Origin of the sequence: Agromyces lapidis, from assembly GCF_009749405.1 — a bacterium.
GTDB classification, from domain to species: domain Bacteria; phylum Actinomycetota; class Actinomycetes; order Actinomycetales; family Microbacteriaceae; genus Agromyces; species Agromyces lapidis.
Window position 1 is genome coordinate 548,363 of the sequence record NZ_WBIQ01000001.1, and the last position, 15,664, is coordinate 564,026.

Consider the following 15,664-nt stretch of genomic DNA (forward strand, 5'->3'; position numbering starts at 1 on the left):
GATGGCACTCACGAGACTCGAGATGGCCGCCCGCGCCGCCCGCGAACTCGCCGACGGCTCGTACGTCAACCTCGGCATCGGCCTGCCCACGCTCGTGCCGAACTACGTGCCCGACGAGGTGACCGTCGTACTCCAGTCCGAGAACGGCATCCTCGGCGTCGGACCGTACCCGAGCGAGGCAGAGGTCGACCCCGACCTGATCAACGCCGGCAAGGAGACCGTGACGGTGCTGCCCGGCGCCGCCTACTTCGACTCCGCGCAGAGCTTCGGCATGATCCGCGGCGGCAAGATCGACGCCGCCATCCTCGGCGCCATGCAGGTGTCGGCGGGGGGCGACCTCGCCAACTGGATGATCCCCGGGAAGATGGTGAAGGGCCCCGGCGGTGCGATGGATCTCGTGCACGGCGCTCGCAGGGTCATCGTGCTCATGGAGCACGTCGCGAAGGACGGCTCGCCGAAGATCGTGAACGACTGCTCGCTGCCGCTGACCGGCCGCGGGGTGGTGCACCGCATCATCACCGACCTCGCCGTGATCGACGTCACTCCCGACGGGCTCGTGCTCGTCGAGTGCGCGCCCGGCGTCACCGTCGACGAGGTGGTCGCCGCGACCGAGCCGCCCCTCGACACCTCCGGGCTCGCGTAGTCCGCAGCCCCGAGACCGAACCGATCCCACGTGAGGCTCGGTGCGGGTCCAACGCGACCCGCACCGAGACCGCGCCGACCCCGGAAAGAGCACATCATGACCGACACCATCCTCCCGGGCATCGAGTCGGGAACCGTGCAGACGCCCCGCCTCCGCGCCGGCGTCCTGCGCCGACGATCGGACGCCGCCTCGAAGACCGTCGTCTTCGTGCACGGCAACGTCTCCTCCTCGCTGTTCTGGCAGCCGATCATGCTCGCGCTGCCCGCCGAGATCGATGCCGTCGCGATCGATCTCCGCGGCTTCGGTACGAGCGAGACGCTGCCGGTCGACGCCACTCGGGGCGTCCGCGACTTCTCCGACGACGTCGCGAGCGTGATCGACGCCCTCGAACTCGGCGCCGTGCACCTCGTCGGCTGGAGCATGGGCGGCGGCGTCGTCATGCAGCTCCTGCTCGACCGGCCCGAGCTCGTCGCGAGCCTCACGCTGCAGTCGACCGTGTCGCCCTACGGATTCGGCGGCACCGCCGCCGACGGCTCGCTGCTCGTCGCGGATGCCGCGGGCAGCGGCGGCGGGGGAGCGAACCCCGACTTCGTGGCCCGGCTCGAGGCCGGCGACCGCACCGAGGAGGCCGGCGCCTCGCCGCTCGCCGTCTACCGCTCGAGCTACGTCGCCGCGGGGTTCGCCTCGGAGTACGAGCCGATCTGGGTCGAGTCGATGCTCTCGACGGCGACGGGGCTCGACAACTACCCGGGCGACGCGACCGCTTCGGAGAACTGGCCGGGCTTCGCCCCCGGCGGGCGCGGTGTGCTCAACACGATGGCGCCGACGAACTTCGACACCTCGGCGATCGTCGAGCTCGAGGCGAAGCCGCCCGTGCTCTGGATTCACGGCGCACAGGACGCGATCGTCGGCGATGCGTCGTTCTTCGACCTGAACCAGCTCGGCAAGGCCGGCATCATCCCCGGATGGCCTGGCGAGGAGATCGCCCCGCCGCAGCCGATGGTCTCGCAGACCCGCGCCGTGCTCGCGCGCTACGCGGCGGGCGGCGGCGCCGTCACCGAGGTGGAGCTCGAGAACTGCGGGCACTCGCCGCACCTCGAGCATCCCGAGGCGTTCTTGGGGGCGCTCGCCGAGCTCATCGGGTGACTGCGGGGCGTTATCGGATCGTGTCGGGGCGTTCGCTCCACCGGCACACCTCCGGCACCAGAATGGCGTGAGGTGTCTGCAGGACTGGAGGTTACGGAGATGACGCGACGTCTCGTCTCGGTCATGGTGGCGGTGCTGGCGATGGGACTGCTCGCCGGCTGCGTTGCTGAGGGGGGCGGCGTGCCGACGCCGCCGGCGACGAGTGCGCGCCCCACGACGCCGGCGCCGACCCCGACGGTCGATCCGATCGACACCGTGACGGCGATCGTCCCCCGGCCCGATGTCGTCGAATTGCGCGACGCCGCCGGAACGGTGATCCTGGAACTCGACTACCTCGACGCCGCCGAGCCGGCGGTCGCGACCATCGAGCAGGTCATCGGGTCGGCTCCCACCGTCGAGGACCACCCGGGCAACAACCACTACCCGCCGACTCGCACGTATCGCTGGGGCGGCGTGGAGCTGCGGGAGCAGCGCTACATCGACCGATGGGCGGACTTCGCCGACGACGAGCGGACCCTGTACCGCCCGGGCTTCACGGTCTCGCTCACCGCCCCCGACTCCGCGGGCCTCACCTTGACGACCGAGCAGGGGGTTGCTGTGGGGTGGACCTGGGTCGAGCTGGCGGCGATGCCCGAGCTCCAGGTCAACCCCAGCGGCTGCTCCGGCCCCTATCTCGACTACGTCGTCCGTGAAGAGGTCTGGTCCGACGGCACCTCGCACGAACAGCGCTTCGGCGTCGACTTCGTCGCGAGCGACGACGGATCGAGTGTCGCACGCGTGCGTGCGCCGATGCCGATCCACGAGGACGGCTGCGCCTGAGTCGCACTCGCAGCCGATACCCCGCTCGACGCAATTAGACTTGAGTCGTGCCTGCTGTGAATCTCGGAATGCCGAAAATCCCCGAAGTCCTGGCCCCGCGACGCAAGTCGCGCCAGATCAAGGTGGGCAAGGTGCTCGTCGGCGGCGACGCGCAGGTGAGCGTGCAGTCGATGACGACGACGCCGACGACGAACATCAACGCGACCCTGCAGCAGATCGCCGAGCTCACGGCCTCGGGCTGCGACATCGTGCGCGTCGCCGTGCCGAGCCGCGACGACGCCGAGGCGCTGCCGATCATCGCGAAGAAGAGCCAGATCCCGGTCATCGCCGACATCCACTTCCAGCCGAACTACGTGTACGCAGCGATCGACGCGGGGTGCGCGGCGGTGCGCGTGAACCCGGGCAACATCCGCAAGTTCGACGACCAGGTCGGCGAGATCGCCCGCCGGGCGAAGGAGGCCGGCGTCTCGCTGCGCATCGGCGTGAACGCCGGTTCGCTCGACCCGCGACTGCTGCAGAAGTACGGCAAAGCGACGCCCGAGGCGCTCGTCGAGTCGGCCGTCTGGGAGGCTTCGCTCTTCGAGGAGCACGACTTCCACGACTTCAAGATCTCGGTGAAGCACAACGACCCCATCGTCATGGTGAAGGCGTACCGCATGCTCGCCGAGCGGGGCGACTGGCCGCTGCACCTCGGCGTGACCGAGGCGGGTCCCGCATTCCAGGGCACGATCAAGTCGGCGACCGCGTTCGGCGTCCTGCTCGGCGAGGGCATCGGCGACACGATCCGTGTCTCGCTCAGCGCGCCGCCGGTCGAAGAGGTGAAGGTCGGCCTGCAGATCCTGCAGTCGCTGAACCTCCGCGAGCGCAAGCTCGAGATCGTCTCGTGCCCCTCGTGCGGCCGTGCGCAGGTCGACGTGTACAAGCTCGCGAACGACGTCACCGACGGGCTCGAGGGCATGAGCGTGCCGCTCCGCGTCGCCGTCATGGGCTGCGTCGTCAACGGCCCCGGCGAGGCGCGAGAGGCCGACCTCGGCGTCGCCTCGGGCAACGGCAAGGGCCAGATCTTCGTCAAGGGCGAGGTCATCAAGACGGTGCCCGAGTCCGAGATCGTCGCGACGCTCATCGCCGAGGCGAACCGCATCGCCGACGAGATGGGCGTGGATGCGCCGGTCGGCACGCCGACCGTCGTCACCCCGTAGTAGCCGCCTCGACCGGAGGCGAGTAGGTTCTCGCACATCGGATGCCCCGACGGCATCCGGTGGCGAGAGGGGGCCGTGATGAGCGGCGACGGCGCCGAGTTCGAGTATCCCGACACAGCGGGGTATCCCGACGGCATGGGAACGCTTCACGAGGGCACGGACGAGGCCGACGAGGCTGACGAGGCCGACGAGGTCGAGGAGTTCGCGATGACCGACGAGGAGGACGTCGAAGGCGACTGAGTTCCACGCGCAACGGGCTGCACGACTCTGTCGAGCGGGGCCTCAGACCGCGCTGAAGCGCACCGTGCCCGCCTTGATGTCGGCCGCTTCGAGCACGACCTCGATCGTGCCGCCGGCCCGCGCACCCGCCGGCGCCGGGCAGCTCGCCGTGACGGCGGGCGTCTCGAGCTGGAACACCGCGCGCTCGCCGCGCAGCTCGAGCACCGTCGCCGTGAACCGCTCGCCGACCCGGCCGTGGAGGAGGGCCGCCTCCACGCGGGCGATCGAGCCCGAGTCGAGCTGGGCGGCGCGCTGCGCGGAGGCGGCCATGATCGGCGGGAGCGCGGCGAGGGAGTCGCGCGCCCAGTCGGGGACCTCGCGACCGGCGGCGACCGCCTCGCACACGACGAGGCCCCATCGGTCGACGAGACGACGGATCGGGGCGGTGACGTGCGCGTACGGTGCGGCAAGGGCCGCCTGCTCGGTCTCGGCGGGTGGGGTGCCGTCGAACGCGACGTAACCGGCCCCGCGGAAGAGCCCGCCCGCGACCTGCAGCACGGCGAGGGCGAGCGGGTCGCTGCGGTCGAGGCCGCGCAGGTACTCGCCGTACGAGAGCTCGTCGGGCCAGGGGCATCCGAGCGCCTCGGTCTGCCGTCGGAACGCGGCGAGCCGCTCGCCATCGGGTGCGGGCATGGTGCGCAGCACCCCGACCCGGGCGTCGAGCATCATGGCGGCCGCGGCCATTCCCGTCATGAGCGAGAGCTGCGCGTTCCAGTCTTCGACGGGCAGGGGCGTGCGGCGGAGCAGGTCGTAGCCGCCGTCGCGGCGCACGATCTCCTCGTCGGGCGCATTGAGACTCGCGCCGCCGCGGAGCCGCTCCTGCTCGATGCGGGCGCGGCCGATCTCGCCGAGCAGGGCGACGGGTGCGTCGCGATCGCCTGCCTCGATGAGCGCCTGCGCCTCGGGATAGTCGAGACGCGCCCTCGAGCGGATGAGCGCGCGCTCGAGGCGGGTGCTCGCGATCGCGCCGTCGGCTCCGAGCTCGAAGCGCCAGACGAAGGCCGGGCGATCGACCCCGGGCAGCAGCGACGCGCGGTCGTCGCCGATCGCGGGCGGGTGCAGGGGGATGCGGCCGTCGGCGGCGTAGAGCGTCTGTCCGCGCCCGCGTGCCGCGAGATCGACGGCGCCGCCGGGGGCCACGAACGCGGGGACGTCCGCGATCGCATAGTGCACGAGGTAGCCGTCGCCGCGTCGAGCGAGGTGCATCGCCTGGTCGAGGTCGGTCGAGCCGGAGGGGTCGATCGTCGCGAACGGGAGCTCGCGGAGGTCGGCGGCCGGCGCGGGCGCCGATGCGGCCTCGGCCTCGGCGAGCGCCTCGGGCGGGAACGCCTCGGGCAGGTCGAGCGAGGCGCGGAGCGCGGCGAGGGAGTCGGCCAGCTCGCTCTGCGCGACGGATTCCGTGAGATGCGGGCGGCGGGCTGGCATGGCCCCCAGCCTACGAGGCGCCCACGACGGGATGCCTCGTCGGCTTCGTCAGTCGTCGTCGCGCCCGAGCACGCGCGAGAGGTGCCGCAGCACGGACTCGCCCCATTCGCTCGTCTCCGACCCGCTCGCCTCGGCGAGGCAGTCCCACCAGGTGAGCGAGCGGTTCACGGCCTGAGTGATCTCAGCGGCGGCGACGAGTTCGGCCCAGCGGTCGTCGTCGAGGGCGCCGGACTCGGCCCACGCCCCGCGGAACGCCGCCTCGACCGGAGTCGGGTCGAGCCCGCCGTACTCCATGACGGCCGTAGGGATGAGGATCGCCTCGACCGGGTGCGCCCACTGCGCGTCGCCGAAGTCGAACACGCGCAGCCGCCCCGGCTCGCCCGCGGCGGCGGCGAAGACGTTGCCAGGGTGCAGGTCGCCGTGCTGCAGCGTCGGGGTCAGCCCGCTCGCGGCGAGGGTCTCGGCCGCCTCGGCGACCCTCGGTCGCGCGGCGCGGAGCGCGGAGGCGGTCTCGTCGCCGGGCGCCGAGGGATGCCCCGGGGCGAGCCCGAGCACTCGCTCGAGCATGAGCTCGAACCGAGCGGGCACGGTGCCGGGCGAGCAGTCGGGCACCCCGAGCGCCGCGATCTCCTCGGCGCGGCCCACGAGTGCGCGCTGCACCCGTGCCCACTCGGCGACGACCGCGAGCCAGTCGTGCGCGGTGGCGCCCGCCTCGCCGCGCGCTTCGCGGAGCGTCGCGCCGTGGTCGGCGGTGAGCATCCACCCGCGTTCGGGGTCGGCGGCGATCGGGTCGGCGACCGCGTCGGGCAGCACGCTCGCGAGGAACGCCTGGAGCCCCGGCTCGAACGCCTGCGCGCGGCAGTTCGCCTTGAACCAGAACCGCGCCGCTTCCTCGCCGCGCCCCGCGTCGATCACGAGTTGCGTCGACCACGGTCGCACCCGCGGCTGCGCGACGGCGGTGACGCCGGCGCCGCGCTCACCGAGCGCCGAGGCCGCCCATGCGGTGGCGGCATCGTGCCAGCCGTCCGACGTCACTTCGGCGGAGAAGGGCCGGTGTTGATCCATGTCAGCACGATAGGGCAGGAGGCATCCATCGTGCTCAGTAGAATCGTCGGGTGCCCACACGTCTCTCGAACTACTTCCTCCGTACGCTCCGCGAAGACCCCGCCGACGCCGAGGTCACGAGCCACAGGCTGCTCGTGCGCGCCGGCTACATCCGCCGCCAGGCCCCGGGCGTGTTCGCATGGCTGCCGCTCGGCCTCCGGGTGAAGGCGAAGATCGAGCGCATCGTGCGCGAGGAGATGGAGAACGCGGGAGCGCACGAGGTGCACTTCCCGGCGCTCCTGCCGCGCGAGCCCTACGAGGTCACGAACCGGTGGACCGAGTACGGCGAGGCGCTCTTCCGCCTCCAGGACCGCAAGGGCTCCGACTACCTGCTCGCGCCGACGCACGAGGAGGTCTTCACGCTGCTCGTGAAAGACCTGTACTCGTCATACAAGGACCTGCCGCTCTCGATCTACCAGATCCAGGACAAGTACCGCGACGAGGCGCGCCCCCGCGCGGGCCTCCTGCGCGGCCGCGAGTTCACGATGAAGGACGCCTACTCCTTCGACATCTCGGACGAGGGGCTGGATGTCTCGTACCAGGCCCAGCGCGACGCCTACGAGCGCATCTTCACGCGCCTGGGACTCGAGTACGTCATCGTCAAGGCCGACGCGGGCGCCATGGGCGGCTCGAAGAGCGAGGAGTTCCTGCACCCGACACCCGTGGGTGAAGACACCTTCGTGCGGTCGGCGGGCGGGTACGCCGCGAACGTCGAGGCGTTCGAGACGCTCGCGCCCGAGGCGCTGCCCATCGAGGGCCAGCCCGCGCCGATCGTGTTCGACTCGCCGAACACGCCCACGATCCTGAGCCTCGTCGACCACGTCAACGACCACCAGGCGCGCACCGACCGCCCGTGGCACGCGGCCGACACGCTGAAGAACGTCGTGCTCGCGCTCACCCACCCGGGCGGCACGCGCGAGCTCGTCGTCGTCGGCATGCCCGGCGACCGCGACGTCGAGATGAAGCGCGCCGAGGTGGCGTTCGCCCCCGCCGAGGTCGAGGCCGCGACCGAGTCCGACTTCGCGAAGCACCCCGCGCTCGTGAAGGGCTACATCGGGCCGTGGTCGCCCGAGGGTCCCGTGCTCGGCGAGGAGTCGACGAGCGGCATCCGCTTCCTCGTCGACCCGCGCGTCGTCGACGGCACGGCCTGGGTGACCGGCGCCAACCTGCACGAGAAGCACGTGCTGTCGCTCGTCGCCGGCCGTGACTTCACCGCCGACGGCGTCGTCGACATCGCCGACGTGCGCGCCGGCGACCCCGCACCCGACGGCTCGGGTCCGGTCGAACTGGCCCGCGGCATGGAGATCGGACACGTGTTCCAGCTCGGCCGCAAGTACGCCGAGGCGCTCGGGCTCAAGGTGCTCGACGAGAACGGCAAGCTCGCGACCGTCACGATGGGCTCGTACGGCATCGGCATCACCCGCATCCTCGCGATCATCGCCGAGCTGCACAACGACGACAAGGGCCTCATCTGGCCCGCCGCCGTCGCCCCGTTCGACGTGCACGTGGTCGCCACCGGCAAGGACGAGGCGGTGTTCGAGGCCGCGGAGCGGATCGTCGCCGAGCTCGAGGGCGCGCGCTACGAGGTGCTGTACGACGATCGCCCGAAGGTGTCGCCCGGCGTGAAGTTCGGCGACGCAGAGCTCATCGGCGTGCCGAAGATCGTGATCGCCGGCCGCGGCGTCGCCGACGGCGTCGTCGAGGTCTGGGATCGTGCGACGGGCGAGCGCACCCAGGTGCCGCTCGACGGCGTCGTCGCCGCGCTGCAGGGCTGACCGGCTGCGCCGAACGCTCGGCGGGGTGGGCCCTTCGGGGCGCACCCCGCCGACGTGTCAGCGGTGGTCGTCGTGCAGATGGTCGCGATGCTTCTCCGCTTCGCGGCGGAGGGTCGCGACATCGATGGGTCCCGTGACGGTCAGCTCGTCCTCCCAGCACTCGATGCCCGAGACCTCGGGCAGCAGGTCTCGGGTGAAGACCGGGTTGCGCCCTTCGCGTCGTTGCCGCGTGTAGTCGCGCAGCAGCTTGAACGCGATTCCCGACAGCAGCGCGATCGCGATGAGGTTCACGAGCGCCATCAGTCCCATGATGCCGTCGGCGGTGTTCCAGATCAGGTCGGAGGACGCGACGGAGCCGACGAGGATCGCGACGACGACGAGTACTCGGTAGCTCGTGAGGACCGATCGACGGGCGCTGATGAACTCGATGTTCGATTCGCCGTAGTAGTAGTTGCCGAGGATCGAGCTGAACGCCAGCAGGAACACGATCACCGTCAGCAGGATGCTCGACCACGCGCCGAGATTGCTCACGATCGCGTCCTGCGTGAGTCCGATGCCCTTGGAGGCGTTCTCGAGGTCGGGGTTCGAGACCAGGATGATGAACGCGGTGATGGAGCAGACGAGGAACGTGTCGAAGTAGACGCCGAGGGTCTGCACGAGCCCCTGCTTCACCGGGTGCGTCACCGCCGCGCTCGCGCCCGCGTTCGGGGCCGAACCGAGACCCGCCTCGTTCGAGAACATCCCGCGCTTGACGCCGGTGAGCACGATGGTGCCGAGTGCGGCGCCGACGACCTCGTTGAAGCCGAACGCCTGCGTGTAGATCGAGGCGAAGACCTCGGGGAAGCTCGTGATGTTGAGCGCCACGATCACGAGTCCGAGCAGCAGGTAGAGCAGTGCCATGAGCGGCACGACGGCCTGCGTGACCGAGGCGATCCGTCGCACACCGCCGAACACGACGAGGGCGGTGAGCGCGGCGAGGGCGATGCCGACGACCCACGGGACCCAGCCCGGCGCACCCTCGGGCGCGATCGTCGACGAGACCGTCGCGCTGATCGTGTTCGCCTGCAGCGACGAGAACGCGAACGGGAAGCAGATGATCAGGATGATCGCGAAGAGGATCCCCATCCAGCGCGCCTTGAGGCCGCGTTCCATGTAGTAGGCGGGTCCGCCGCGGAATCCGTCGCGGTCGCGCACCTTGAACAGCTGACCAAGGGTGGACTCGACGAAGCTCGAGGCGCCGCCGATGAACGCCATCGTCCACATCCAGAAGATTGCGCCGGGCCCGCCCACCGCAATCGCCGTGCCGACGCCCGCGATGTTGCCGACCCCGACCCGAGAGGCGGCCGAGATGGTGAACGCCTGGAATGCCGAGACCGACTGCGGTTCGCCCGAGGCGTCGCGCGGGGTCTTGTCGGTCAGGGTTCGGAACATCTCGGGGATCAACCGGAACTGCACCACCCCCGAGCGCACCGTGAAGTAGACGCCGAGCACGGCGACGACGGGCAGCACGATCCAGGTCCAGAGCGTGTCGCCCGCGGCGAGCACCCAATCGTTGAGGAGATCCATTCCGTCAGTATGCCGAGCGATCGTCGCGCCCGGCGGTGGCGCGCCGCCGCGGCGGGCCGGGCGGCACCGGAGAGCTTCGGGCGACGGCCGAGGCGTCCGCGGGGTCAGTCATCGCGGGCGGCGCCGGCGAGGAGTCGCCGCAGCTCCGCGGACGTCTGCTCGGACTGCTCCAGGAGTGCGGCGAGACGCAGGCGGAGCTCGGCTGACGCCATTCCCGGCGATTCCGCGGGATCGCTGCCGTCGCCGGCGTTCGATCCGGCCGCCACGGCCCCCGAGAGCGCACCGGCCGCGACGCCGGTCGCCGCGGCACTCGCGAGGTCGTCGGACGAGTCGGCCGTGACGACGACCTCCGGCTTGCCGCCCGCGGATCCGCCGTCGGCATCGGCGTCCCGCTGGGGGCCGAGGAACAGGTTGGCCAGGTACCCGGTGAACGTGCCGAAGATCCCCACGCCGACGATGATGATGACGGCGCCGAGCGTGCGCCCCGGGTTCGTGACCGGGAACTGATCGCCGTATCCGACCGTCGAGATCGTCACGATCGTGTACCAGAGCGCGTCGGAGGCGGACGTGATGTTCGCACCCTCGGCGTGCTCCTCGACGGCGAGGATCGAGAGGCTGCCGAACTGCAGCACGAAGACGCCGAGCAGCAGCAGCGTCATCAGGGTGCTGTTGGCGCGGTCGTGGATGAGCGTGTTCCAGATCGTGCGCGGCCCGAGGTCGCGCATGAGTCGCAGCACTCGCAGCAGCCGGAACAGCCGCAGCACCTTGAGCTGCGGGAACGGCAGGCTCGCGAGCAGGTCCGCCCAGCCGAAACCGCGGAAGAAGTAGCGCGCCGCCGACGGCGCGGTCGCCATCCGGTAGATGAAGTCGCCGAGGAAGATGAGGCTGAACAGCCCGTTCATGACCGACAGGATGAGCTGGAGCGCTCCGTCGCCGCTGAACGCGTAGACGAACACGAGGTTCGCGATCGACAGGATCGACAGCACGCCGATGAAGATCTCGTAGGCCGTGTTCTTGAGTTCGGTCCGCACCTTCGCGCGCTGCCTGCGCATGACTGCTCCTCGTGCTGGTCGTGGCGGCGCAGCCGCCGCGGCATCCATTGTGCTGGAAGCGGGCGGCGTGCCGTGCGAACCGCGCCGCGCGCGATCCGCCACCGAGCGTTGACCGCAGCTTCACCGGGCGTTCACCCCGGCGCCCGGTGCGCGTCGCCCGGTGCACCCACGCTCGTCGTGAGACCCCGAGAGTGAGGACGCCCCCGTGACCCTGGCCGACCAGACCCGCCGTTCGCTGCCGATCATCGACCACGCCAGGGGGAAGCGGTCGCCCGTGACCTGCCGCCTGAAGTGCGCCGACGCGTGTCTCGGGCCCGAATGCAACACCTCGGGCAACCCCGAGTTCCGTTCGCTCGCCTCGGCCGCCCTCAGCCGGCGCGCGCTGCTCGGCCTCGGCGCCGCGGGCGCGTTCACCCTCGTCGCGGCGGGCGCGATGAAGCCCGCCCCCGCCCAGGCGGCCGCATTCGGCGTCGCGGGCGACCTCGCGGCCACCCGTACCGCCGCGGCATCCCGCCTGCCGTTCGAGCCGATCACCCCCGTCTCGCACCTCGTCGACGAGTTCACGGTGCCCGCCGGGTACCGCTGGGAGGCCCTCGTGCGCTGGGGCGACCCGATCTTCCCCGACGCGCCGGCGTTCGACCTCCACAACCAGAGCGCGGCGGCCCAGGCCCGCCAGTTCGGGTACAACAACGATTACCTCGATGTGATCGCGGACCGCGGCGGACTCACCGGCGTGCTCGTCACGAATCACGAGTACGTGAACCCCGGCATCATGTTCCCGCCGTCGAGCGATCCGGCCGAACTGCGTCGCCGCAGCGAGATCTACAAGGTCGCGCAGGGCATGACCGTGGTCGAGGTCGCGCGCGACCGCATCGGCGGCCCGTGGCGCATCGTCACGGGCGGCGCCCGCAACCGCCGCATCACGGTGGAGAGCGAGTTCGCGTTCACCGGCCCCGCATCGGGCTCGGCGCTGCTGCAGACGGCGGGCGACCCGAGCGGCACCGTCGTGCACGGAACGCTCGGCAACTGCGCAGGCGGCACGACCCCCTGGGGCACGGTGCTGAGCGGCGAGGAGAACTTCAACGGCTACTTCCGTGCGGCTCCCGACACCGTCGCGCGCAAGCGCTACGGCTTCGCCGACACCGCGACCTCGACCGGGTGGGAGACCTGGGATCCGCGATTCGACGGCTCGGCGCCCGGCTACGAGAACGAGGGCAACCGTTTCGGCTACATCGTCGAGATCGACCCGCAGGACCCGGAGTCGACGCCCGTGAAGCACACCGCGATGGGCCGCTTCAAGCACGAGGGCGCGAACGTGCGCATCGCCGAGGACGGCCGGGCCGTCGCCTACATGGGCGACGACGAGCGCGGCGACTACCTCTACAAGTTCGTCTCGAAGCACAAGTTCAACCCGAAGGACAACCCGGGTGCGCGCAAGCAGAACCGCCGCCTCCTGAGCGAGGGCGACCTGTTCGTCGCGCGCTTCTCGGGCAATTCGCCCGCCGCCGAGATCGACGGAACCGGCAAGCTGCCGAGCGACGGCGCCTTCGACGGCTCGGGGGAGTGGATCGCGCTCACCCGCAAGGGCGCGAGCGCCGTCGCCGGCATGTCGATCGAGGAGGTGCTCGTGAACACCCGCCTCGCGGCCGACCTCGTCGGCGCGACGAAGATGGACCGCTGCGAGGACGTCGAACCGCACCCCACGAGCGGCCGCGTCTACGTCGCCTGCACGAACAACACCCAGCGCGGCACCGCGGGCCGGCCGCCGGTCGACGAGCCGAACCCGCGGGCGACGAACCGCGACGGGCACGTCATCGAGCTCACCGAGTTGCGCGGCCAGTCGGGCGAGCGCTTCGCATGGAGCATCCTGCTGCTCTGCGGCGACCCCGCCTCGATCACGCAGACCTACTTCGCCGGCTACCCGAAGGAGCAGGTCTCGCCGATCTCCTGCCCCGACAACGTCGCGTTCGACACCGAGGGCAACCTCTGGATCTCGACCGACGGCCAACCTTCGGCCATCCGCAAGAACGACGGCCTGTTCAAGGTGCCGCTCGAGGGACCCGAGCGCGGGCACGTGCAGCAGTTCCTCTCGGTGCCGCGCGACGCCGAGACCTGCGGCCCCGTGATCCGGGCGGAGGAGGGCGTCGTGTTCGTCGCGGTGCAGCACCCGGGCGAGGAGGGCAGTTTCGCGGCGCCGACCTCCCTGTTCCCCGACTACGGCTCGCAGGCGCCCGGCGCGGTCGCTGCGCCGAGGCCCTCGGTCGTGCAGGTGTGGCGCGGGTAGGCGCCCCACCGCACGGGGGTCGGGCGAAGCGGTCGGATGCCGCGTGGGGGCGCGGATCCGACTCCGCCGCGTGGGGGCGCGGCGATGAGAACGGAGGCCGCACGGCGCGAGCCGCGCGGCCTCCGCTCGACCCGTGGGCGGAATGCCGTGGGAGGCTTGAGCCATGACCATGCAGCCCGCTCGCCGCGTCGACGAGACGCTCCCAGCAGAACTCCTCGAGGGCGTCGATGCCCTGCTCGACGAGGCCGGCATCGCCGAGAACCGGGGTCTCATCGAGCGGATCGTGCTCACCGGGCTTCGGCTCGGCACCGACGGCACGAGACGGCTCGACCTGAAGATCACGGCCTCGGCGCTCGAGGAGATGCGCGGCGCCTTCCGGCTGTTCGCCCCGTACGCGCAGGTGCCGAAGGTCACCGTGTTCGGCTCGGCGCGCACCTCGCCGAGCGACCCGCTCTACCGGCAGGCCCAGGACGTGGCATCCGCGCTCGCCGCGGACGGCTGGATGGTCGTGACCGGTGCCGGGCCGGGCATCATGGAGGCCGCGACGACGGGCGCCGGTCCCGGACGTGCGCTCGGGGTCTCGATCCGGCTCCCCTTCGAAGAGGAGCCGAACGAGGCGATCGCCGAGGCGAGCCGGGTGGCGATGAAGTACTTCTTCACCCGCAAGCTCATGCTCGTGAAGGAGTCGCGCGGCTTCGTGTGCCTGCCGGGCGGCTTCGGCACGCTCGACGAGACCTTCGAGCTCCTGACGCTGCAGCAGACGGGCAAGGCCGAACCCATGCCGATCGTGCTGCTCGACGCGCCGGGCGTCGGATTCTGGGAGGGGCTCGAGCGATTCGTCGACGACTCGCTCGTGCCGGCGGGGCTCATCAACCGCAACGACCTCGACCGCGTGCTCATCACCGATTCGGTGGAGGCCGCCGCCGCCGAGATCACCGGATTCTGGCGCAACTACGACTCGATGCGCTGGGTCGGGAGCCGGCTCGTGCTGCGCCTCAACGCGCAGCCGGGCGACGACGAGATCGACGAGCTGAACGAGCGGTTCGGCGGGCTCCTCGCGGGCGGTCGCATCGAACGGACCGAGCCGCTCCGGCCCGAGCGCGAGAGCGAGGACGCGCTCGGGCTGGCGCGGGTCGTCTTCGAGCCCGATCAGCACCGCGTGGGCGAGCTGCACCGGCTCATCCGCGCGCTGAACGCGCTGCCGTCGGCGCCGACCGACGCGACGCCGCCGGCGGTGCCGGCCGCCGGCGAGTGAACCGCGCCCTCCGGGTATTCGGAGGCCCCCGCATCCGGTACCGTAGAGTGTCCGCTCCGAGGGGTGGCGGCATGAGAGCTGAATAGAGGAGGCCGGGCGATGGACATCGACCTCAGCATGCTTCGCATGGTGGAGCGCGAGAAAGAGATCCCGTTCGAAGAACTGGTGCAGATCATCGAGCAGGCGATCCTGATGGCCTACCTCAAGCACCAGAACCCGACCCTGCACGGCCACGCGAACCCCACGGGTGCGCGCGCCGAGCTCGATCGCAAGTCGGGTCACGTCTCGATCTTCGTTCCCGAACTCGACGAAGAGGGCGAGGTCATCGGCGAAGCCGAAGACACCCCGAACGACTTCGGCCGCATCGCCGCCTTCGCGGCGAAGCAGGTCATCATGCAGCGTCTCCGTGACATCGCCGACGACGCGGTGCTCGGCGAGTTCCGCGGACGCGAGGGCGACATCGTCGCCGGCATCATCCAGCAGGGCCCGAATCCGCGGATGGTGCACGTCGACCTCGGCACGGTCGAGGCGATGCTGCCGCCCGAAGAGCAGGTTCCGGGTGAGGAGTACCCGCACGGCCAGCGCATCCGCGTCTACGTGACCAGTGTGTCGAAGGGCACGAAGGGACCGTCGATCACGGTTTCGCGCACGCACCCCGCGCTCGTGCGCAAGCTCTTCGCCCTCGAGGTGCCCGAGATCGCGAACGGCGTCGTCGAGATCGTCTCGCTCGCCCGCGAGGCCGGACACCGCACGAAGATCGCCGTTCGCGCGAACCAGCCCGGCGTGAACGCCAAGGGCGCCGCCATCGGCGAACTCGGCCAGCGTGTGCGCGCGGTCACCGCCGAACTCGGCGCCGAGAAGATCGACATCGTCGACTGGTCCGACGACCTCGCGACCTTCGTCGCGAGCGCGCTGAGCCCGGCGAAGGTGACGAGCGCGTACATCATCGACGAGGCGACGCGAGCGGTCCGAGCCCTCGTGCCCGACTACCAGCTCTCGCTCGCCATCGGCAAGGAGGGCCAGAACGCCCGTCTGGCCGCCAAGCTGACCGGGGCGAAGATCGACATCCAGCCCGACTCGATCCTCGAACAGGGCTGATCCGCCGAGGGTCGTCGGC

13 protein-coding genes are annotated in these 15,664 nt (G+C 71.0%); 9 read left to right on the forward strand and 4 right to left on the reverse strand.

Going from position 1 to position 15,664, the window contains the following annotated elements:
• Position 1 precedes the first annotated feature (1 nt).
• The 5 genes from GQQ93_RS02355 to GQQ93_RS02375 all read left to right on the forward strand — a co-directional run bounded on the left by GQQ93_RS02355 (position 2) and on the right by GQQ93_RS02375 (position 4,047).
• Complete coding sequence (locus tag GQQ93_RS02355; RefSeq protein WP_212277231.1) at positions 2-643, forward strand: CoA transferase subunit B; 642 nt, start codon at positions 2-4, stop codon at positions 641-643.
• 96 nt (positions 644-739) lie between these two features.
• Complete coding sequence (locus tag GQQ93_RS02360; protein ID WP_157422595.1) at positions 740-1,789, forward strand: alpha/beta fold hydrolase; 1,050 nt, start codon at positions 740-742, stop codon at positions 1,787-1,789.
• Positions 1,790-1,888: 99 nt separating this feature from the next.
• Positions 1,889-2,608, forward strand: a complete 720-nt coding sequence (locus GQQ93_RS02365) for a hypothetical protein (RefSeq protein WP_157422596.1) — start codon at positions 1,889-1,891, stop codon at positions 2,606-2,608.
• Positions 2,609-2,676: 68 nt separating this feature from the next.
• Positions 2,677-3,807, forward strand: coding sequence for a flavodoxin-dependent (E)-4-hydroxy-3-methylbut-2-enyl-diphosphate synthase (gene ispG, locus GQQ93_RS02370; protein ID WP_157422597.1), 1,131 nt, complete (start codon positions 2,677-2,679; stop codon positions 3,805-3,807).
• A gap of 78 nt (positions 3,808-3,885) precedes the next feature.
• On the forward strand, positions 3,886-4,047 hold the full coding sequence (locus GQQ93_RS02375; protein ID WP_157422598.1) for a hypothetical protein: 162 nt from the start codon (positions 3,886-3,888) through the stop codon (positions 4,045-4,047).
• Positions 4,048-4,089: 42 nt separating this feature from the next.
• Here GQQ93_RS02375 and GQQ93_RS02380 read toward each other — a convergent pair whose 3' ends face one another.
• Both GQQ93_RS02380 and GQQ93_RS02385 read right to left on the reverse strand, forming a co-directional pair.
• A complete protein-coding gene (locus GQQ93_RS02380; RefSeq protein WP_157422599.1) occupies positions 4,090-5,511 on the reverse strand; it encodes an RNB domain-containing ribonuclease in 1,422 nt (473 codons plus the stop codon).
• 48 nt (positions 5,512-5,559) lie between these two features.
• A complete protein-coding gene (locus tag GQQ93_RS02385; protein ID WP_157422600.1) occupies positions 5,560-6,576 on the reverse strand; it encodes a phosphotransferase in 1,017 nt (338 codons plus the stop codon).
• Between the two features lie 50 nt (positions 6,577-6,626).
• Between GQQ93_RS02385 and GQQ93_RS02390 the strand changes: the two genes are divergently transcribed.
• Positions 6,627-8,390, forward strand: coding sequence for a proline--tRNA ligase (locus GQQ93_RS02390; protein ID WP_157422601.1), 1,764 nt, complete (start codon positions 6,627-6,629; stop codon positions 8,388-8,390).
• A gap of 57 nt (positions 8,391-8,447) precedes the next feature.
• Here the strand turns inward: GQQ93_RS02390 and GQQ93_RS02395 are convergent, their stop codons facing one another.
• The gene (locus GQQ93_RS02395; protein ID WP_157422602.1) at positions 8,448-9,956 is read right to left on the reverse strand and encodes an alanine/glycine:cation symporter family protein; all 1,509 of its coding nucleotides are present in this window, start codon (positions 9,954-9,956) and stop codon (positions 8,448-8,450) included.
• Positions 9,957-10,060: 104 nt separating this feature from the next.
• The gene (locus tag GQQ93_RS02400) at positions 10,061-11,008 is read right to left on the reverse strand and encodes an ion transporter (RefSeq protein ID WP_157422603.1); all 948 of its coding nucleotides are present in this window, start codon (positions 11,006-11,008) and stop codon (positions 10,061-10,063) included.
• A gap of 211 nt (positions 11,009-11,219) precedes the next feature.
• On the opposite strand from GQQ93_RS02400, the gene GQQ93_RS02405 reads away from it, so the two are divergent.
• From GQQ93_RS02405 to nusA, 3 genes are all read left to right on the forward strand, one after another.
• A complete protein-coding gene (locus GQQ93_RS02405; protein ID WP_157422797.1) occupies positions 11,220-13,292 on the forward strand; it encodes a PhoX family protein in 2,073 nt (690 codons plus the stop codon).
• A 163-nt stretch (positions 13,293-13,455) separates the two neighbouring features.
• Positions 13,456-14,547, forward strand: a complete 1,092-nt coding sequence (locus GQQ93_RS02410) for an LOG family protein (RefSeq protein ID WP_246192019.1) — start codon at positions 13,456-13,458, stop codon at positions 14,545-14,547.
• 99 nt (positions 14,548-14,646) lie between these two features.
• Positions 14,647-15,645 (forward strand): transcription termination factor NusA, encoded by a 999-nt coding sequence (nusA, locus tag GQQ93_RS02415; RefSeq protein ID WP_157422604.1) that lies wholly within the window; start codon positions 14,647-14,649, stop codon positions 15,643-15,645.
• Positions 15,646-15,664 lie beyond the last annotated feature (19 nt).